This window comes from Pontibacter liquoris (assembly GCF_022758235.1).
Taxonomy (GTDB): domain Bacteria; phylum Bacteroidota; class Bacteroidia; order Cytophagales; family Hymenobacteraceae; genus Pontibacter; species Pontibacter liquoris.
In genome coordinates this window covers 3,158,708-3,177,352 of record NZ_JALEBG010000001.1, presented here as the reverse complement: position 1 = coordinate 3,177,352, position 18,645 = coordinate 3,158,708, and the positions used below count along the sequence as shown (strand labels likewise).

16 protein-coding genes are annotated in these 18,645 nt (G+C 50.8%); 7 read left to right on the top strand and 9 right to left on the bottom strand.

Annotated elements, in window-relative coordinates:
* The first annotated feature begins 20 nt into the window (after positions 1–20).
* On the top strand, positions 21–641 hold the full coding sequence (locus LWL52_RS13195; protein WP_437179348.1) for a glutathione peroxidase: 621 nt from the start codon (positions 21–23) through the stop codon (positions 639–641).
* Positions 642–785: 144 nt separating this feature from the next.
* Positions 786–1,682: a 1,4-dihydroxy-2-naphthoate polyprenyltransferase gene (locus LWL52_RS13190; RefSeq protein WP_437179357.1), complete on the top strand. Its 897-nt coding sequence runs from the start codon at positions 786–788 to the stop codon at positions 1,680–1,682.
* 87 nt (positions 1,683–1,769) lie between these two features.
* Here LWL52_RS13190 and LWL52_RS13185 read toward each other — a convergent pair whose 3' ends face one another.
* From LWL52_RS13185 to LWL52_RS13165, 5 genes are all read right to left on the bottom strand, one after another.
* Positions 1,770–2,258: a GNAT family N-acetyltransferase gene (locus LWL52_RS13185; protein WP_242920543.1), complete on the bottom strand. Its 489-nt coding sequence runs from the start codon at positions 2,256–2,258 to the stop codon at positions 1,770–1,772.
* 156 nt (positions 2,259–2,414) lie between these two features.
* Positions 2,415–2,861, bottom strand: a complete 447-nt coding sequence (locus tag LWL52_RS13180) for a hypothetical protein (RefSeq protein ID WP_242920541.1) — start codon at positions 2,859–2,861, stop codon at positions 2,415–2,417.
* Between the two features lie 328 nt (positions 2,862–3,189).
* Positions 3,190–3,804, bottom strand: a complete 615-nt coding sequence (gene pncA / locus LWL52_RS13175) for a bifunctional nicotinamidase/pyrazinamidase (protein ID WP_242920539.1) — start codon at positions 3,802–3,804, stop codon at positions 3,190–3,192.
* An 86-nt stretch (positions 3,805–3,890) separates the two neighbouring features.
* Positions 3,891–6,305, bottom strand: a complete 2,415-nt coding sequence (locus tag LWL52_RS13170) for a TonB-dependent receptor domain-containing protein (protein ID WP_242920537.1) — start codon at positions 6,303–6,305, stop codon at positions 3,891–3,893.
* A 385-nt stretch (positions 6,306–6,690) separates the two neighbouring features.
* A complete protein-coding gene (locus LWL52_RS13165; protein WP_242920699.1) occupies positions 6,691–8,118 on the bottom strand; it encodes a DEAD/DEAH box helicase in 1,428 nt (475 codons plus the stop codon).
* Between the two features lie 697 nt (positions 8,119–8,815).
* On the opposite strand from LWL52_RS13165, the gene LWL52_RS13160 reads away from it, so the two are divergent.
* The 3 genes from LWL52_RS13160 (at position 8,816) to LWL52_RS13150 (ending at position 11,721) form a co-directional block, all read left to right on the top strand.
* The gene (locus LWL52_RS13160) at positions 8,816–9,574 is read left to right on the top strand and encodes a YebC/PmpR family DNA-binding transcriptional regulator (RefSeq protein WP_242920535.1); all 759 of its coding nucleotides are present in this window, start codon (positions 8,816–8,818) and stop codon (positions 9,572–9,574) included.
* 226 nt (positions 9,575–9,800) lie between these two features.
* A complete protein-coding gene (locus tag LWL52_RS13155) occupies positions 9,801–10,916 on the top strand; it encodes a CaiB/BaiF CoA transferase family protein (protein ID WP_242920533.1) in 1,116 nt (371 codons plus the stop codon).
* Between the two features lie 124 nt (positions 10,917–11,040).
* Positions 11,041–11,721 (top strand): hypothetical protein, encoded by a 681-nt coding sequence (locus tag LWL52_RS13150; protein ID WP_242920531.1) that lies wholly within the window; start codon positions 11,041–11,043, stop codon positions 11,719–11,721.
* A gap of 74 nt (positions 11,722–11,795) precedes the next feature.
* On the opposite strand, the gene LWL52_RS13145 is transcribed toward LWL52_RS13150, so the two are convergent.
* A complete protein-coding gene (locus LWL52_RS13145; RefSeq protein ID WP_242920529.1) occupies positions 11,796–12,539 on the bottom strand; it encodes a phenylalanine 4-monooxygenase in 744 nt (247 codons plus the stop codon).
* Positions 12,540–13,111: 572 nt separating this feature from the next.
* Here LWL52_RS13145 and LWL52_RS13140 point away from each other — a divergent pair.
* Both LWL52_RS13140 and LWL52_RS13135 read left to right on the top strand, forming a co-directional pair.
* Positions 13,112–14,128 carry a sulfatase-like hydrolase/transferase gene (locus LWL52_RS13140; RefSeq protein WP_242920527.1) on the top strand — a complete coding sequence of 339 codons (1,017 nt, stop codon included), beginning with the start codon at positions 13,112–13,114 and terminating at the stop codon, positions 14,126–14,128.
* 207 nt (positions 14,129–14,335) lie between these two features.
* A complete protein-coding gene (locus LWL52_RS13135) occupies positions 14,336–15,460 on the top strand; it encodes a hypothetical protein (protein WP_242920525.1) in 1,125 nt (374 codons plus the stop codon).
* A 104-nt stretch (positions 15,461–15,564) separates the two neighbouring features.
* Here the strand turns inward: LWL52_RS13135 and LWL52_RS13130 are convergent, their stop codons facing one another.
* The 3 genes from LWL52_RS13130 to LWL52_RS13120 all read right to left on the bottom strand — a co-directional run bounded on the left by LWL52_RS13130 (position 15,565) and on the right by LWL52_RS13120 (position 18,534).
* The gene (locus LWL52_RS13130) at positions 15,565–17,448 is read right to left on the bottom strand and encodes an ABC-F family ATP-binding cassette domain-containing protein (RefSeq protein WP_242920523.1); all 1,884 of its coding nucleotides are present in this window, start codon (positions 17,446–17,448) and stop codon (positions 15,565–15,567) included.
* Positions 17,449–17,552: 104 nt separating this feature from the next.
* Positions 17,553–17,942: an SPW repeat protein gene (locus tag LWL52_RS13125; RefSeq protein ID WP_242920521.1), complete on the bottom strand. Its 390-nt coding sequence runs from the start codon at positions 17,940–17,942 to the stop codon at positions 17,553–17,555.
* Positions 17,943–18,027: 85 nt separating this feature from the next.
* A complete protein-coding gene (locus LWL52_RS13120) occupies positions 18,028–18,534 on the bottom strand; it encodes an RDD family protein (protein WP_242920520.1) in 507 nt (168 codons plus the stop codon).
* Between the last annotated feature and the right edge of the window lie 111 nt (positions 18,535–18,645).

Sequence of the window (18,645 nt, the reverse complement as noted above, 5' to 3'; positions counted from 1 at the left end):
CGTAATTACTAAAAACTGATATGGCTAAAAAATCAACAATCCTGGTACAAATGGTGGCACTGGCAGGAGTGCTGAGTATCTTTGTAGCTTGCCACCAACCGGCCGGCAGCAACGCACCTAAAGCGGCAACTATGGCAACAGAAAACACGGCCGGCACAGCCGATGTGCAGAAAAGTGACTTTTACGACTTTAAGATGACCTCGCTGGATGGCCAGGAAATCGACTTTTCGCAGTATAAAGGCAAAAAGGTATTGCTGGTAAATACGGCCTCCGAGTGCGGCTTTACGCCTCAGTACGAAGACCTGCAGAAGCTGAACGAAACACACGGCAAGGATGTGGTGATCCTGGGTTTTCCGGCCAATAACTTTGGTGGTCAGGAGCCTGGCTCCAACAAAGAGATCGCGACCTTCTGCCAGAAGAACTATGGCGTGAGTTTCCAGATGTTTGAGAAGATATCGGTGAAAGGAGAGGACAAAGCGCCTTTATATGCCTGGCTGCAGCAAAACGCCCCTAACCACGAGGAGCCAACCTGGAACTTCTGCAAGTACCTGGTAGACGAGAACGGCAAAGTAGTGGCCTTTTATCCTTCCAAAGTAAAGCCCATGGGCGAGGAGATACTGGCAGCCATTGCCCAAAAATAATACTTAGCTAGAAAGTAACATGGCGAAGGCGTTTGCTTGCGCCCTACAAAATGCCTGTAAGGCACAAGCGGACGCTTGCGCCGGAAATTCGTTTCTCTTACAAAATTGAATACATCACAACACACAAGTACGCAGAATCCAGGTCTGGCAAGGGCCTGGATTTCGGCTTTTAGACCCCGCACGTTGCCCCTGGCTTTCTCCTGCATTGGGATGGGCGCTTTTATGGCTGCGGCCAATCATGTTTTTAATGGCACGGTAGTAAGCCTTTGCGTGCTCACCACGTTATTTCTGCAGGTGCTTTCTAACCTGGCCAACGATTACGGCGACTCCAAACATGGCGCTGACAGTGCCCACCGCGAAGGCCCGATGCGGGCGGTGCAGGCCGGCCACATTACCGCCGACCAAATGAAGGGTGGTATGGCCGTGCTCACCATGCTCTCGCTGGTGTCGGGTATTTTGCTGCTGTGGGTATCGTTTGGCACGGGCGGCATTTTGCTGTTCCTACTGTTCCTGGCTATCGGGCTGGCGGCTATCTGGGCCGCCATTAACTATACGGCGGGCGCCAAACCTTACGGCTATGCCGGTTTGGGCGATATCTCGGTGTTTCTTTTCTTTGGGCTGGTGGGGGTGCTGGGTACCTATTTTCTGCAGGCCAAGGCGTTTGATAGCATGATTATTCTTCCGGCGCTCATCTGCGGCTTTTTCTCCACGGCGGTGCTCAACGTAAACAACATCCGCGACATTAAATCCGATACACTGGCGGGCAAACGCTCGCTGCCGGTGCGCATGGGAGCAAAGCGCGCGCGTATCTACCACCTTTTCCTGCTTGCCGGAGGCGTGTTAAGCGCCGTGCTGTACGTGGTGCTGCACTACCAGAACGCCTGGCAGTTTTTGTTTGTGCTAGTGCTGCCGCTGGTGGTGATCAATGGCGTAAACGTATGGCGCAGGCAAACCTCCCAGGAACTGGACCCCTACTTAAAGCAAATGGCGCTGACCACACTGCTATTCGTGCTGCTGTTTGGAATAGGACAGGTGTTGTAGTCATGAAAAGGATATACAAAAAAGTGGCCAGTACCTTCGGGTGCTGGCCACTTTTAGTAGCTGCTGTTATGGGCGTTTTTCTGTTGCTCAGTAGTCAAGCCTATAAATAAATTCTTCTATCTCTGTTTGCCGGGCATTGGCAAAACCTTTGTCAGTTCCGATCTTAACGAAACCACATTTTTCTAAAACCTTTTGCGAGCCAAAATTGTCAAATGCAACGCGTCCAAAAATGGGTCTGGCAGTTTCTATGGTAAGGAATTCCTGAAGTGCTTTTGTGGCAATTCCTTTTCCCCAGAATTTTCTGTCTAGCCAATAAGTAATTTCCGCATTGCCTTCTATTACAAACTTTGCTATACTTCCTGCAATAACATCATCCGCTATAATGGTCTGGTTATTGACGCTCGGATCATGCAATAATTTTGTGTATTTAAGCAAATACGCTGCTTTGTCTGTCGGGTCTTTTGGTGTGAACGCTGCTAAATATCTTCCTTCTTTGTCAAGTTGAAATAGAAATAAACTATCTAAGTCGGCAACTTCTGTTGGGCTAAGTTTTATGTCAGGTTTGATGTTAGACATTTTGTCTAGTTCAAATTGATTTTTCGGTTGGTGATGTTTTAAATTGCCCTATTACGGTTGGGCTATGAGACGGCTAAGCTGCCCATGGGTGTGCTTGGTGAAGAAGTTACTTATTTGGTGGTTATAGCCAATTCGTTTCCAATCATAAAGGATGTCTCAGTTTATAACTTTGTTCCCTAATTGACCGGTGTCCCGGTTAATTTCAGTAAATCCTCTTTTACTGACGAATACAAAAACCACATTGGATGCAAAAACAAGCTTCTCAATTTGTGGCTGTTGGATGTCAGGTTTAAAGGCTTCAGCCACATCTGCCCGCCAGAGTAGTTGCGCTCCTTTATAGGTCGATAGTGTCGCCTTATCCTTACTAACCCAATAGACTACTCCGTTGGCGCCACGCACCCCTCTTAAACTAGTAGAAATAATATGAACAGCTTTGAATTTATCTGTTGCTGTTCCTGACGGACTCATTTCCTGATCAGGTTCAACCTGGTTTTCATGATAAGGCAAAGCACCTGCATCCTGTGCATAAGTTATAAAAGGCAGCAATAAGAACCCAACTGCTATGATAGTTTTTTGAATAAAGTACCTATTGAAGTTTTTCATCTATTATACTTTACTTTATCTTATAAGGGAAGGAAAGAATATTTTTACCATAAAGGCTTTTTATGAAGCTCAACTATAGTATATAAGGAGTTATTCCGATTATTAGCCCTTTAGCCGGAGTACGCTTTGCCTGTTTGCTTGCCATTTTAAACTGCAAATGGAGTTTGGCTCATCTTCCCTGCATTGGAAAGCAGATCTATACATTGCTTACGGTTTGTCAAATAGATTAACTCCCTGCCAAACCGCATGATCCGGTTTATACTTGCACTATAGTAAATAAACAGCATAGCACTTCGGTATAGCTATACTATGTGCGGATTGCTTCTTGCTACTTAGGTAGCAGCGTATGGCTCTGCACAAGCTGCCCGCCGCGCGCTACCAGATCAGCTTTGGCCTTCTCGAATCCTGCAGCGTCAATAGCGCGAACAGCATCTTCGATATAGTATACTTCAAACCCTTCCGTCAGCGCATCCTTCGCGGAAAAATAAACACAGTAGTCGGCGGCTAAACCGGCTAAGTATACCTGGGTTATACCTTTGCCCCGCAGGTAATCGGCCAGGCCGGTGCTTTTCAGGCGGCCGTTATCGTAAAAACCGCTGTAGCTGTCTATCTCCGGGTTGGTGCCTTTGCGGAAAATGGCTTCGATGCGGTTTTGCTCCAATGCCCTGGCGAGTTCAGCGCCTGCCGTATCCTGCATGCAATGGTCTGGCCACAACACCTGCTCCAGGCCCTGCAAGGTGGTCACCTCAAACACGTTTTTGCCCGGGTGCTGGGAGGCAAAGCTTTTGTGGTTTTGGGAATGCCAGTCCTGCGTAGCCACCACCAAATCGAAATGTGGCTGCATCTGATTGGCAAGCGGGATAATCCGGTCTCCTTCCGGCACGGCCAGCGCGCCGCCCGGTAAAAAGTCGTTCTGAATATCGATCAATAATAAAGCTCTCATACAGCAAGTATAATGCGAATGCGCCAGAAATGCTACAGCTGCAAGCAGCCCCTTTCTGGCGCACCAGGAGGGTATACTTACCAGCCTTAGTTGCCGCCTTCTTTCTGGTCGCCACCGCCCTGCAGGTCATCGTTTTTAATGCCGCGTTTGTTTTTCTTGATGCCGCCTTTCAGCTTGCCAAAGCGGTAGTTAAACGACAGGCTAAAGCGCCGGGCCTGGAAATAAGACACCTGTTTCTGATAAAAGCCCTCGGAAGCCACCTCGTTTACCCAGCGGCGGTTCTCCTGAAAAGGGTTGCTCACCGACAGGCTGATCCCCGCCTTCTCTTCTTTCAGGAACTGCTTGTTTACCGAGAAGCTGTTGAACATATACGCCGCCGACGTGCCCTGCAGCAGCACATTCGGCGAGTAGTAACCGATATTGGTGCTCACGCGCCAGTTTTTCTCAAATTTATAGCTGATGTAGCTGAACACGTTTGCCGAGAAACCGCTGTTGCTGTACAGCGAGCTGTGCAGGTCCACGTAACTGATGCCGCCGTTCAGGTTCACATTTAGTTTTTTGAAGAAGGTGGTGTTGCCGTTAAGCGATAAACCGGTGGTGCTGTTGCGGCCAATGTTGCCGTACGTGGTGCTGGCCACCGAGTCGGCAGGGTTGAAGGTGGTAACGCGCTGAATGGAGTTGTTGGTAAAGTTGTGGAACACGCTGGCATTAACCGACGTGCCTTTTACAAAGGTGTTATAGGCCAGGTTAAACACGTTGCTGGTGGCGGCATTCAGGTTTGGGTTGCCATAGCTGATGTTTTTCGGGTCAATAGGGCTCACGTAGGGGTTGAGGTAGTATAAACTGGGCCGCTCGATGCGTTGCGTGTACGAGAGGCGCAGTGTACTCATTCCCTTCAGCATGCGCGAGAGGGACACATTCGGGATCAGGTTTGTGTACTCGTTCTTCGCCACCGTGCCCGACGATTTAAAGTCAGCATCCACGGAGGTAGCTTCCAGGCGTGCGCCAACTTTCAGGCCCCATTTGTCTTTCTTCAGGCTCACGGCCGTATAGGCAGCGTTGATGTCCTGATCATAGGCAAAATTGTTGCTCAGGCCAGGGTTAAGGATGTATAGGTGTTGCTCCGGGTCGTATTGCTTGTAGTAATAGTCGCTGGTGTTTTTCCGGAAAATGGATTTGGCGCCCACTTCCAGGTTATGCTTCCCGAAGGGGTGCACGTAGTCGGCCTGCAGGGTCTGTTCTACCGCATCGCCGTTATTATCGGTGGTACCAATGTCCTGATTATAGATAAAATCGGAGAAATTGCCGTTGCCGTTTTTGCCATACCTATAGGAGAGGGTAAGCAGCTGCTCTTTGTTGCGTTTAAAAGTATGCTGCAGGTTCACGCCAAAGTCCTGGTTTTCCCAATAGTTGGTACCGGTGTTCTGCCTGCTGTAAGCGTTCAGCAGCTGTCCTTCGGGGCTGATGTTGCGGACGAGCTGCTGCATGCTGTTGTCGCCGTTGCTGCGGTTGGTACTGAAGTTGGCCGTGAACAGGTTGAGCGTGTCGAGCTCAAAGCTTAGCTCGCCGGAAAAATATACATGGCGGCCGCTGTTTTTGCCGCTGCCCTCCTGGTCCATGATCGTGCCGGACGGGTCCTGGCGATACAAGGTGCTCCTGTTGCTGGGCGAATTATTGTTGCCCATGCCGCCATACCCCGAGAAGCCGAACTTGCCCTGTACGGCTGTAAAGAACCCGCTGCCATACGAGGATTTGGGAAGGCCAAGGCCTAAATTGACAGAGCCGTTATAGCCGTTGTTCTCGTTTTTGTGGGTGATGATGTTGATAATGCCGCCTACGCCCTCCGCCTCATACTTCGAGGGTGGGTTGGTGATCACCTCCACACTTTTAATGGAGCTGGCCGGCATACTTTTAAACACGTCTTTGGGGCTGTTGACGAACAGCGAGGAGGTCTTGCCGTTAACAAGCACCTTATAGCTGCCGCTGCCGTTCAGCTTGATGTTGTCTTCGGCGTCCACGGTCAGCAGCGGTACCTTGCGCAGCATGTCCAGAGCTGTCATGGTCTTGCTTTCCGGGTCGGCCTCTACGTTATAGCTGATCTTGTCGATGTCCTGCGTTACCAGCAGCTTTTCGGTGGTTACCTGCACTTCCTGCAGCTTGTTGGTGGTTCCCGCCAGGGTAATCTTGCCTAACGCGATAAGCGGTTTGTCAGCTGTAAAGGCCGGGAGCTTGATCGTTTTCGTCTGAAAGCCTACATAGGTCAGCAGCAACTGGTACTGCCCGGCAAGAGGCAGGCCGGCCAGCTCGAAAGAGCCGTCTGGCTGGGTAAAGGTGGTTTTAAGGGCTTCTGTTTTGCCTTGTTCCTGCACCAGCACGGTGACATAGCTCAGGGGTTTGGTGGTGGCAGAATCGAGGGCGGTGCCTTTTACGGTGCCCGTTTGCGCAGCGGCAAACGAAGAGAGAAAGCAACACAGCAGCGCTGCCAGTAGCGTTTGTTTCATATAAAGTAGATTATTTGGTGCTAATTTTAGTGATCTATACTGCCCGTAATAAGCCGGATCGCTGCTTTTAAATGCTTCTAAGTAAAACGACTGTATTCCTTCAGAATGGAATTTGTTATAGTATTTAAGAGAGTAACGTTATAATTCTGCAAACAATATATTTATACTAATATAGTTATTTATTTTTAAGGGAATAGGCTTTTTTTGAGTTTTTAATTCAGGTGATAGCACAATGCAAAGACGTATGGTAAAACCAATGGTGACAAGGTGAAGAGTTAAGTTGGAAACAAGGAGGCGTGTATGCAGAAAAACGGAGGGGATGATCACAAACAAAAAAGAGCCGCTCCATCGGGCGGCTCTTCTTATAAGCATATGCTTGTCTTTACTATTCCTGTGGCGTATCCTGGTTGCGCGGGGCATTTGGTTGCGGTGTGGCCGCACTCTTCGGCCGGTTACGGTTGTTGCGGCGGTTGTTGCGCTTGCGTGGGCTGGCTTCCGGCTGCTGCCCGTCGGCTGCTTTTGGTGTGCCTTCGGTGCGGGGCGTATGGTTGGCCGCTTTTATAGGCCGGTCGTTTCCTTCGTGGCGGGGTGCGCCTGGTTTAGGGCCTCTGCGATCGTTGCTGCGGTTGCGGCCTCCTGCAGAAGAACGGCTGCTGCCGCCGCCACCTGTGCGGGCACCACCGCCTGAGCGGCCACCGCCCCGGCCATCATCACGGCGGGTCGGGTCATAGGCGGGTGCTGCGCCAAAGCCATCCGGTAAAGGAAGTTTTGGCAGCTCGCGTTCAATGAGTTGCTCTACCTTGCGCACGCGGTACATATCCTTTTCGTTCACAAAGGTGATGGCTACACCCGTAGAAGCTGCGCGGGCGGTACGGCCCACACGGTGCACATAGTCTTCGGCATCCTGTGGCATATCGAAGTTTACCACATGGCTCAGACTGTCGATGTCGATGCCGCGCGACATGATGTCGGTCGCCACCAGGATCTGGTACTGCTTGTTTTTGAAGCCCTGTAGCGCCTTCTCGCGTTCTTCCTGCGTCAGGTCCGACTGAATGCCATCGGCAGCGAAGCCCATTTTGCGGAGCGAGCGCACGATCTGGCTCACGTTTGATTTGCGCGAAGTAAAGATGATCATACTTTGCACGTCCTGCTGTTGCAGCAGGTGCTCGAGCAGAGGTAGTTTCTGGTTATCGTAGGCTAAGTATAAGCGCTGGTCAATGCCTTCGGCTGGCTTGGAAATTGCCAGGTTTATCTGGGCCGGGTCTTTCAGGATCTGCTGGGCCAGGTCGCGGATCTTCTTGGGCATAGTGGCCGAAAAGAGCAGTGTCTGGCGCTCAGTGGGCAGGGAGCGCACGATCTTCAGGATATCATCCATAAAGCCCATGTCCAGCATCTTGTCTGCCTCGTCCAGCACCAGGTAATTGAGCTTGTCCAGTTTCACATAGCCCAGGGCCATGTGCGACATCAGGCGGCCCGGCGTAGCAATAATTATGTCGGCTCCGCTGGTGAGGGCGCGTTTCTGCTGGTCCCACTCATCGCCTTTGCTACCGCCATAAATGGCAATAGAGCTGGCCGAAACATAGTAGCCAAAGCCTTCTACCTGCTCATCTATCTGCTTGGCCAGTTCGCGGGTAGGCACCAGTACCAGCGTGCTGGTATGGTCGTAGTTGCCGTGCGAGATGCGGTCCAGGAGCGGGAGTAGGTAAGCGGCCGTTTTGCCAGTGCCGGTCTGGGCGCAGGCAATCATATCTTTTTGTTCAAGTATAAGCGGTATCGCCTGTTCCTGCACAGGGGTGGGCGTACGGTATCCCATTGACTCAATACCGGTTAGTACGTCGTCGTGTAAGTTAAAGGAGCGAAAATCCAAAATCGATCAATTTGGTGATTAATTACGAAGCAACACCTCTCCCTGAGTGGGAGCCGGCTGGTTCTTTTCTATGTAAAGATACAACAAAAATAATTTGTATGTGCAATACTACCTAGCAGCCCGGCAGTACAATTTCTTTACGGCCTGATTACTGCATAATGCGGTTACCGGATTGTGAAACTTCCGGAAGGGTGCAAATTAACAACAGGCTATCCCGGAGAACTGTTCCACCTGAAAACGTGATTTTTGGAATAAAAATGCAGCTTCTAAACATATGATATTCAGAATATATTAAGTGATATATATGTAAAATTATATTTTGCTGCAACTTTGAAGGTGTTGCGGCGTAAATCAGATAAATCCGGCGCATCAGTCCTCGGAAATGTAACTGCTATTAAGGAAGGACCATGAAAAAAGTTATACTAAACTCGCCTAACTTCTTCCTGTTGTTAGGGCTAAATATCATCAACGCCATTTTTATGCTACTGCGCTAGCCGGTATTTACGGCGGCATTCCTATACCTGAGGAGCAGCATTACCCGCTGGGTAGTGCTGCTCCTTTGTGGTTTTTGAGGAATCAATGTCGTATTTTGTGCTGTTAAGTATAGGAACGGACACGTAGTCTCCATTAACAGCATACCCGTATGTCAGGACATAGCAAGTGGTCGACCATCAAGCGTAAAAAGGGTGCCCTCGACGCCAAGCGCTCAAAAATATTCACCAAACTCATCAAGGAAATTACTGTTGCTGTAAAAGAAGGCGGCGGCGCTGACCCGGCCGGCAACCCCCGCCTGCGCCTGGCCATACAGGCCAGCAAAGCGGCTAACATGCCCAAAGACAACATGGAGCGCGCCATTAAAAAAGGCGAAGGCACCGATGGCAACTATACCGAAGTGACGTACGAAGGCTATGGCAGCAATGGCGTAGCGGTGTTTGTGGACGCCATGACCGATAACGTGAACCGGACTTTCCAGAACGTTAGGACCATTTTTAACAAGAACGGCGGCAGCCTGGGCACCAAGGGCTCGCTGGAGTTCATCTTCGATCGGAAAGGAATTTTCGTGATCCGCAGAAACGAGCGCTTTAGCTTTGAGGAGGACGCCTTTCTGCTGGAAATGATTGACGGCGGGGCAGAGGAGGTCAGCTTTGAGGAGGAGGTGGTAACGGTTACCTGCGCCCTGGAGGATTTTGGCGCCATGCAGCGGAAAGTGGAAGCGCTGGATCTGGAACTCGAAAGCGCTGAACTGCAGCGCATCCCTAAAACCAGTGTCGCTGTAGAGGACCCCGAAGCGGTACGCAAGCTGCTCAAACTGATAGATGCCCTGGAAGACGACGATGATGTGCAGCAGGTATACCACAACCTGGAGCTGAATGAGCAGGTGCTGGCCGCCCTGGAAAATTAAGCCCTACATTATGCTGGAAAGTATAAAAAGAGGGCCGGAAGCCGCAACGCTTCCGGCTTTTTTTTTGTGCGAAGAAATACAGCTCGAAATAGAACTGTAAATTTTAATGGCCTCCAGGTTTATACTTGCCGGGTAGCCGTTCCTGGTTTCCCGGCTGCTTGCCTATCCTTCTATTGTGCACTATCTTAGTGCTGAAGTGGCTGCTACCATGCAGCTACCGGAAGGTATGCCTGAAGCTGTATTTAAAGATATGCTGGTGCTGGAGCTGGCAAGCGTGCTGGCCGGCCCAAGCGTGGGCCAGTTCTTTGCCGAGCTGGGTGCCCGGGTAATAAAAATAGAGAATGCCGCAACCCAGGGCGATGTAACGCGCAGCTGGAAGTTGAAGACCGAAGATCCGGAAACCAATGTGCCCGCCTACTTTTCGGCGGTAAACTGGGGCAAAACGTCATTGCCGCTGGATTTGACAAAGGCCGGCGATCTGCAGCAGCTTTATACGTTAGCCGCCCAGGCCGACGTTGTAATTGCCAGCTACAAGCCCGGCGATGCCGAAAAACTGAAAGTAGACTTTGCGAGTCTGCAGAAAATAAATCCCCGCATCATATACGGCCATATTACAGGGTATGGGCCGGCAGATGCACGCGCCGGCTATGATGCTGTGGTACAGGCCGAGAGTGGGTTTATGTACCTGAACGGGCAAGCGGATGGCCCGCCCACCAAAATGCCCGTAGCGCTGGTGGATGTGCTGACAGCTCATCAGTTAAAAGAAGGGCTGCTGGTGGCGCTGCTGCAACGTGCGCGCACCGGCCAGGGGCAATTGGTGCAGGTCTCGCTGCTGGAATCTGCTGTGTCGGCGCTTAGCAACCAGGGAACCGCCTACCTAGTAGCAGGCCAAAATCCGCAGCGCATGGGTTCCGAGCACCCTACTATTGTGCCTTATGGCAGCGTTTATACTTCCAAAGATCAGAAACAGCTGGTGTTGGCCGTTGGCGACGATCGGCAGTTCCGGCGGCTTTGCCAGGTGTTGGGCGCCCCGGATTTTGCCGAAGATCCAAAGTATAGCACCAACTATTACCGGGTGCAGCACCGACAGGAGGTAAACGCGCAGCTTTGTAGGCTGATCGCACAACAGGAACGGGAAACGTTGCTGCAGGCCTTGCACCGGCAACATGTGCCCGCCGGAGCAGTAAATGCGGTGGCAGAGGTTTTTGCGCTGCCACAGGCGCAGCACATGCTGCTGCACGCGGCAGGGGCAAAGCCCGGCATCCGGCAGGTAGCTTTTAAATTAGCCGAGCAGAACCTTTCTTCCTTGAGTCCGCCCCCGGTTTATACAGCGCCGGAATAGTATGCAGCAAAAGCAAAATAGTATGCCAGAGCGCGCTAAAGGACATTATCGGGGCACGCAGAAACAAAGTATAACGTTAAAGGGTAAATATAGCTGAGTACCTATTTGACACCCAAGCACTACTATGGAAGATAAATTAGATGATATAATCAACGGACTTCACCAGAAGTCGAAGACCAAGCAGGCCATTTACCGCAATACCCTGCAAACATTCGACCGCATGAAAACGATCTCGCAGGAACTGGTAAGCGAGCTGACCGAACGCATAACCAAGCAGGATGCGGAGGTGGTGATCGAATACCGCAATGTGAGCGAGCACGAATTTCAGATCAAGTTTTCCGGCGACCTGCTGGTGTTTGTCATGCACTCCAATATCATCACCTTTCCGGACGACTACGAGATCATGCGCAGCGATTACGTGGAGGAAGATTTCCGGCGCCGCTTCTTTGGTCACATCATGGCGTATAATTTTATGGCCGATACCATCAAGTATAACCGCCTCGATGACCCGGGCTATCTGGTGGGGCGTATGCTCATCAACATCGAAAATCACTTTTGCATTGAAGGCGTAAAGCAGCTCGACCTGCCAACCGAGCAGATCGCTGATATTGCCAATAACGTGATCAGCGACAAGCGGCTGCGGATTATTGTGGAGAGTGCCATGATCGCGGCGGTAAACAACGACCTAATGGGCCAGGATGTTACCGACATTGAGCGCATCACCCTGAAGCAAAAACTTGAGAACACGCACCTTACCAAACCGCGCAAGCTCGGTTTCCAGATCGCCCACGAACTCACCAATTAGCAGCAGGTATAAACCGGCGCTAATAAAAAGCCCTGGCTGTTACACACAGCCAGGGCTTTTTATTATGGAGGAGCTTAGGAGGCCGGCACCAGCTCTTCTCGGAGCTTTTCTATGGCTGTTTTCAGCTGCGGCAGGCTGTGCAGCAGTTCGTCAAAGCTGTTGATATAGAAATACTGGCTCTGGTAGGTTTCTTTGATGTAGGAGGTTTCGAGGATATGCTGCACATCAAAGCCATGTTTCACGCTTTCCGGCGATACCGACAAATTACTTTCCCCGACTGACGACAGAATGCCCGCGCCGTAAATGCGCACATCACCCTCAGGGCGCTTAAACAGGCCAAACTCGATGGTATACCAGTAAATGCGCGTCAGCCGGTCCACAATTTCGGGGCGGTCTACGTGCTCCAGCGCTAGCTGCGACAGCTCGGCCAGAAACTGGCAGTATACCGGAATAGTGAGCAGCGGCACATGCCCGAACACATCATGAAACATATCGGGCTCCTCGAGGTAATCGAGCTGCTCCATTCTGCGGATCCATACCGTAGCCGGAAATTTCTTGTTGGCAATCAGGCCGAAAAACAAGGCATCGTCTACAATGCCGGGTGCGGCAACTACTTCAAAACCTGTCAGAGGCTTCAGGCGGGCATTTACTTCGTTAAAATCCGGGATCTGGTCCGGCTTGAAATTAACTTTCTGAAGGCCCTCGAAGAATTCAGGAATAGCTTTGGAAGGCAGGTTCTCGAACTGGCGCTTGTAGAGGATCTTCCATACCTGGTGGTTTTCTTCTGTATAGCTGTCGTAGTTCTGTGTCAGGTTCATGGGGTATAAGTTAAAATGATAAATCGGTAGAAATAAAAAAAGCAGGGCCTGAGCCGCTGCGTTGGCAGGTTCACCTGTAGGGGCAGCGTTGTGGCGCTAGCCGTTATACTTTAAATTCTGGAGGTGATTGCCTTAGCAGGAGCGGTAATAGCCATAATAATAGCGATAATAGCTATAAAGGCGCAGGCAATAAGAATAGGCAGCAGCAAGCATTCCCAAACCAGATTGGGCTGGCAGAGAAAGTGGGTTTGCTATGGGCGCTGCGTGTTGCATGGGTTACTATGTGGTGCAATGTTACAAAGTTTTGAGTTAAACGCAAGAACGGGAGCGGGGTTTTCCTGTTTTTAGCGCAACGTATAGCTGGCTGCCCACAAATTACCGGTGGCCGGAAAGTTGCCGAATTACTGCCGCAGCAAAGTAGCCCTGCAAACCAACAGGTGCTTCTGGCTTTTTCGCATCCGGAAGTAAATTTATTTATAATTATTTCATTATCAAGGTGTTTTGATGCGGCATAGTAGGATGGTTCTCGTATACTAGTAGCAAAACGGAAGTTTTCAGGTAAGGCAACAGGTATGCGTATCGCTGATTCTTTTCTGGCACAAAAAATCCTTTTAAGGTATTTTAATCCGCGGCCCTATTCGCTGGCCCTTTCCGCCATACTGTTATTGGCATCGGTCCATTTTTCTGTTTCCGAAGCCAAACCGAAAGGCTTACGCACTAAAAACGTGATCATCGTGGTGATAGACGGCCCCCGGTATTCTGAAACGTGGGGCACCGTGCCAGGCCATATTCCTGATATGGCTAAGATGCGGCGAAGAGGTGTTTTCTTTAATAATTTTCTCAATGATGCATATACCTATACCAATTCGGGCCACACAGCCATTACTACGGGTATAAACCAACCCATCGATAACTATGGGCATGAGCTCCCGGCAAATCCATCTATTTTCCAGCTGTGGTTAAAAAGCAGCGGAAAACCGGCCACGGCCGCCTGGATCATTACCAGCAAGGACAAGCTGAACATACTGGGTAACACCCTGCAGCCCCAATGGCAAAATCAGTACTTACCCTCCCTGAACTGTGGCGTGAACGGCCCCGGTACCGGCTACCGCGCTGATTCGCTCACGCTGATGGTAGTAAAGCAGACGCTGGCCCGGGACAAGCCGAACCTGATGCTCATCAATCTCATGGAGCCTGATGGCTATGCCCATGCGGGCAACTGGAACTTCTATATCCGGGGCATTACCCGGGATGACAGGTATGTGAAACAACTGTGGGATTATCTGCAAAAAGATAAGCACTATAAAAAAAACACCACGCTGCTGGTCTTAAACGATCATGGCCGGCACCTGGACGGTATTGACGGGGGCTGGACCGAACATGGCGATAGCTGCGAAGGCTGCCAGCATATTAGTTTATTGGCCTTAGGTCCTGATTTTAAAAAAGGACCTATAGTAGCTACCCGCTATACTTTGGTAGATGTTGCGCCTACTGTGGCCAAACTGCTGCGGTTTAACTTTGAGCAGGCACAGGGGCATGTGATCACGGATCTGTTCCCGAAGAAAAAGCTAAAGCAACTGAACCTGTAAGTATACGGGGCCTCGCTCTCTTGTTGCATAGCAAGCATAAAAGGGCCTGGGTTAATAAAAGAAAGCCGCCCCACACCCTGACGCTCCGGCCTATGTAAGGCTTGCAGCCTTTTTGCGGCGCTATACTTCTTAAGGATGGACCTGTCGTGTTCCGGTGGGTTTGTTTTGAACATCGGAGCGGACCCAACGCAGCCTTATACTTTAAAGATGTCGAAAAAAAGCCTGGCAGGCATGATGCTAGGTGTTGTAGTCTGCCATTTCAATTTACTTTTCATTGGTTGCCCGCCACTTCAGGCCCAGGCTCCCATCCCGTATACCCAATCCTTACCCGCCCAGCCCGAGGAGAACCCGCTTTTTGCAAGCGACGATGTGTTTGAGTTTAAGCTCGCCTTCAATTACAAAGAGTTAATGAATGACAGGGGGGAGAAGCGGGGCTATCACAAAGCCACCCTCACTTACCCCGACAAATCTGGCGCCCCCATACAGGTTAATCTGAAGGTGATGGCCCGCGGAAACCGCCGCCGTAATCCGGCCGTGTGCCGGTTTCCGCCGCTCATGCTTAACTTTTCCCGTAAATCCACCCCGCACACTGTATTTGAGAAAGTGAATAAGCTAAAGCTGGTGACACACTGCATTGGCGAAGACCTGATAATCCGGGAATACCTGGTGTACAAACTATACAACATTGTAGATGAAAGGAGCTTCCGGGTCAGGCTTTGCCAGATAGCCTATACGGACATGAAGGGCCGGCGAAATCCTGAAACGCGCTATGGCTTCCTGATCGAGGATGATAAAGAGATGGCTAAACGGAACCAGGGAAAGCTGATCCCTAAAGCGCGCGTGGTCCGGATGGACCGCACCGATGCCTATACCATGGCCAAGTTAGCCTTGTTTCAGTACATGATCGGCAACACCGACTGGTCGGTGCCTTTCCGGCATAACATCAAGCTTATTAGCCCGGACACGATTGTGGCTCCTTTTCCGGTGCCCTATGATTTTGATTATGCCGGCATAGTAGGTGCGCCTTATGCGTTGCCGCCTCCTGAGTTGGGCATCAAGTCTGCCCGGCAGCGGCTGTACCGGGGGTACAGCTTTTCAGATAAAACGTACCGGGAGGTCATTAACTTTTTTAACATTCATCGCGCCGACATTTATAAAGTATATACCGGCTGTGATCTGCTGGATAAAAAGTACCGGAAGCAAACGGTGGCTTACCTGGATGATTTTTACAAAACGATCAATAACCCGAAAGCTTTCCGCAACAGCATTGTGAAAGTAGGTCAGCGGAACCAGGAAAAGTATGTGGTAGTGACAGGATTAGAAAAAGAATAGTAGCTAGGGAGAAGTATACCTTGGCGAAAGGAGTACGGCCAGGTTAAAGTATAAAGGCAGCCCGCGGGCTACCTTTATACTTTAATTAAGTAGTTACCAGATGGCTACATCAGCTCCGCTAGTTCCAGCCAGCGGAATTCCTTTTCTTCTAGCGCCTCGTTTATACGTTCCAGTTCAGTGGCCCAGGCGGTTAGCTGGGCATGGTCGGTGGTGGTGCCGGCACTCATGGTAGCGGTGAGTGCGGTTTTGCGGCTCTCGAGCTGCGCTATCTCTTTTTCGAGCTGCTCATACTCTTTTTTCTCCGCATAATTTGCCTTGCGTTTGCTGCCGGGCTGTTCTGCTTTTGAGGCTACGACGGGAGCCGCCAGGGCGGCCTGCCTGCTGTCTTCCTGCTCCTGTTTGTCCTGCTCTTTCAGCCATTCGCGGTAATCGGTGTAGTTGCCGGCAAAGTTGCGGATCTTTCCCTCGCCTTCGAACACAAACAAATGCTCCACCAGCCGGTCCATAAAATAACGGTCGTGGCTCACGATGAGCAGGCAGCCGCCAAAGTTTAGCAGGAAATCTTCCAGGATGTTGAGCGTGATGATGTCCAGGTCGTTGGTGGGCTCATCAAGGATCAGGAAGTTGGGGTTCTTGATGAGCACGCGCAAAAGCTGCAGGCGGCGCTTTTCGCCCCCACTCAGTTTGCTCACGAACGTATACTGCTGCGGAGGGGCAAACTGGAAGTGCTGCAGAAACTGGCTGGCCGTGATCACCTCGCCGTTGGCCATTTCCACCACCTCGGCAATCTCCTTCACAATATCGATCACGCGCTGGTCGTCGCGGAAGGTGAGCTCGTCCTGGGTGTAGTAGCCGAACACCGTGGTCTGGCCCGCATCGATGATGCCGGCATCCGGCAGCAGCTTGCCCGTCAGCATGTTGAGGAACGTGGATTTGCCGGCGCCATTCGGGCCTACCACACCAATGCGGTCTTTTTTCTTGAACACGTAGGTGAAGTTGTCCACGATCTTCTTGTCGCCAAACGACTTGGAGATATTATCGACCTCGATGATCTTGCCACCCTGGCGCGTTGTTTTTACCGACAGCTCCAGCGCCGGGCCGGATACTTTTTTGGCTGCTTTTTCCTTCAGCTCCTCAAAGGCATCTACCCTATACTTGGCTTTGGTGCCGCGGGCTTTGGGCTGCCGCCTGATCCAGTCCAGCTCTTTGCGCATTAGGTTGCGGGCCTTTTCTGTTTCCGCAGCCGACATTTCTTCGCGCTCGGCCTTCTTTTCTATAAAATAGCTGTAGTTGCCTTTGTAGGAGTAGAGCTCGCCGTTGTCCAGTTCCACGATCTCATTGGCAACCTTATCCAGGAAATAGCGGTCGTGCGTTACCATCAAAAGCGTGGTGTTCTGGGTAGAGAGCAGGTTTTCCAGCCACTCAATGGTGTCCAGGTCCAGGTGGTTGGTCGGCTCATCCAGAATAAGCATATTGGGTTCCTCTATCAGCACGCGGGCCATGGCCACACGTTTGCGCTGCCCGCCCGAAAGGTGTTTTATCTGAGTGTCGAGGTTGTGGATGCCCAGTTTGGAGAGGATCTGCTTGACCTTTACTTCAAAGTCCCAGGCTTGCAGCTCATCGATCCGCTCCATGAGCTGCTGCATTTTTTCAGCGCTGGTATTGGGGTTTTCGAGGGCCGCCTCATACGTGCGGATCAGTTCCACCACTTCGTTCTGGGTCGAGAAAATGGTTTGCTGTACGGTGAGCTCCTCGTTAAACTCGGGGTTCTGGCCCAAAAAGCCGATCGATACTTCTTTGCGGGTACTGACACTGCCTTCGTCGGGGGGGAGTTTGCCTGCCAGTACATTGAGTAAGGTGGTTTTGCCCGAGCCGTTCACGCCAACCAGCACAATGCGTTGTCCCTGGCTGATGCCAAAATTCAGGTTCTTAAAGAGCCAGCGATCGCCGAAGCTTTTGGATATATTTTCTGCTGATAGATAATTCATAACGCAAATTTAGCTAATTCTGCGCTTAAGCAGCGTAAAATAAAAGCAGGCCGGCCAGATGGCCAGCCTGCTGCTGTTTATCCTTGTTTGTATGCAGGTAGTGCTTACGGCATGTTGCGGTGTTCGGGATGGGCTTTGGTGTACGAAGTACTTGGTACGCGGTGTGTTGTAAGCGAAGCAAGTATCGAGAAAACACCTCCTACCAGGTGCGGTATATAGACGTCATCTGCAAAGTTAAACATCCACGGGGTGAGCGCCAGGACTACGCCAAGGCCAAAATCAATCATCAGGTGCGACTGCATCGGGATCTTTTTGATCAGACCCAGCTCGTAATTAGTAAACACAGATTGCGCCAGTGTTATAACGCCTGCTATCACAATCGTCCAGGTGGCCGTAGTATTATCTGAAAAGTTAAATAGCCATGGCGCCAGCACAAACACAAGGCCAACGACATAGTCTACTATGCCATGAAAACGGGTTGGGATAAATCGCATATCTTTCCTCCTTTCTTGATGGTTACAGCTGTTTTATACGAGCTGCCTGGAAAAGAGTAAAAGGGTAAGTTATACTTCCTGTGTTCTATTCAGAGACTACGACGGTGCGTGCTATGTAGTCGTGCAGCATCTGGTTACGGCGCGTCGACAGGATCAGCAGGAACCCCATGCCGGCCGGCAGGGCCGAAATTATTTTAGAGAAATAGCGCAGGTTTGCCTGTGCAAACGTGATGCGTTTGCCCCGCACATCGGTTACTTTTAGCCCAAGCGTAAATTTGCCCACAGTGGCCTGCTTTGGAGAAGATTCCAGCAAGGTATAGTAGAGCCAGTGCAGCACAGGGAAGTAGCTGTTGAGAAACAGCATTTTGCCCACCAGCAGCAATTTGAGTAGGCTAAAATCGTTTTCCAGCAACAGATCTTTCCAGGTATATGTGTGGTCGGGCGTCCGGATAGTAGAATAGAGCACGATCGTATACCAGAAAACCAGCAGGGTGGTATCAACCAAACTGGCGACGAAACGGTTTGCCAGGCTGCCGTAAAGCGAGGTACGCTTTAAGGTGGTGGGAGTCAGAATAGTGGAAGCCGTGTGCATAAGGGATTCAGTTAAGGTTGAAACAGATGGAAGCAGACTTTAATAGGAAATTTGTTACGACCGTGGACTGACCTGGCGGATCCGTCAGAGGTGCTAATGCTTTGCCCTTTA

What these genes read in the sequence shown, in the direction of transcription:
- LWL52_RS13195 (WP_437179348.1), top strand. Translation starts at nt 21, where the DNA reads ATGGCTAAAAAATCAACAATCCTGGTACAAATGGTGGCACTGGCAGGA.
- LWL52_RS13185 (WP_242920543.1), bottom strand. Translation starts at nt 2,258, where the DNA reads ATGTCTAACATCAAACCTGACATAAAACTTAGCCCAACAGAAGTTGCC.
- LWL52_RS13180 (WP_242920541.1), bottom strand. Translation starts at nt 2,861, where the DNA reads ATGAAAAACTTCAATAGGTACTTTATTCAAAAAACTATCATAGCAGTT.
- pncA (WP_242920539.1), bottom strand. Translation starts at nt 3,804, where the DNA reads ATGAGAGCTTTATTATTGATCGATATTCAGAACGACTTTTTACCGGGC.
- LWL52_RS13170 (WP_242920537.1), bottom strand. Translation starts at nt 6,305, where the DNA reads ATGAAACAAACGCTACTGGCAGCGCTGCTGTGTTGCTTTCTCTCTTCG.
- LWL52_RS13165 (WP_242920699.1), bottom strand. Translation starts at nt 8,118, where the DNA reads ATGGGATACCGTACGCCCACCCCTGTGCAGGAACAGGCGATACCGCTT.
- LWL52_RS13160 (WP_242920535.1), top strand. Translation starts at nt 8,816, where the DNA reads ATGTCAGGACATAGCAAGTGGTCGACCATCAAGCGTAAAAAGGGTGCC.
- LWL52_RS13155 (WP_242920533.1), top strand. Translation starts at nt 9,801, where the DNA reads ATGCCTGAAGCTGTATTTAAAGATATGCTGGTGCTGGAGCTGGCAAGC.
- LWL52_RS13150 (WP_242920531.1), top strand. Translation starts at nt 11,041, where the DNA reads ATGGAAGATAAATTAGATGATATAATCAACGGACTTCACCAGAAGTCG.
- LWL52_RS13145 (WP_242920529.1), bottom strand. Translation starts at nt 12,539, where the DNA reads ATGAACCTGACACAGAACTACGACAGCTATACAGAAGAAAACCACCAG.
- LWL52_RS13140 (WP_242920527.1), top strand. Translation starts at nt 13,112, where the DNA reads ATGCGTATCGCTGATTCTTTTCTGGCACAAAAAATCCTTTTAAGGTAT.
- LWL52_RS13135 (WP_242920525.1), top strand. Translation starts at nt 14,336, where the DNA reads ATGTCGAAAAAAAGCCTGGCAGGCATGATGCTAGGTGTTGTAGTCTGC.
- LWL52_RS13130 (WP_242920523.1), bottom strand. Translation starts at nt 17,448, where the DNA reads ATGAATTATCTATCAGCAGAAAATATATCCAAAAGCTTCGGCGATCGC.
- LWL52_RS13125 (WP_242920521.1), bottom strand. Translation starts at nt 17,942, where the DNA reads ATGCGATTTATCCCAACCCGTTTTCATGGCATAGTAGACTATGTCGTT.
- LWL52_RS13120 (WP_242920520.1), bottom strand. Translation starts at nt 18,534, where the DNA reads ATGCACACGGCTTCCACTATTCTGACTCCCACCACCTTAAAGCGTACC.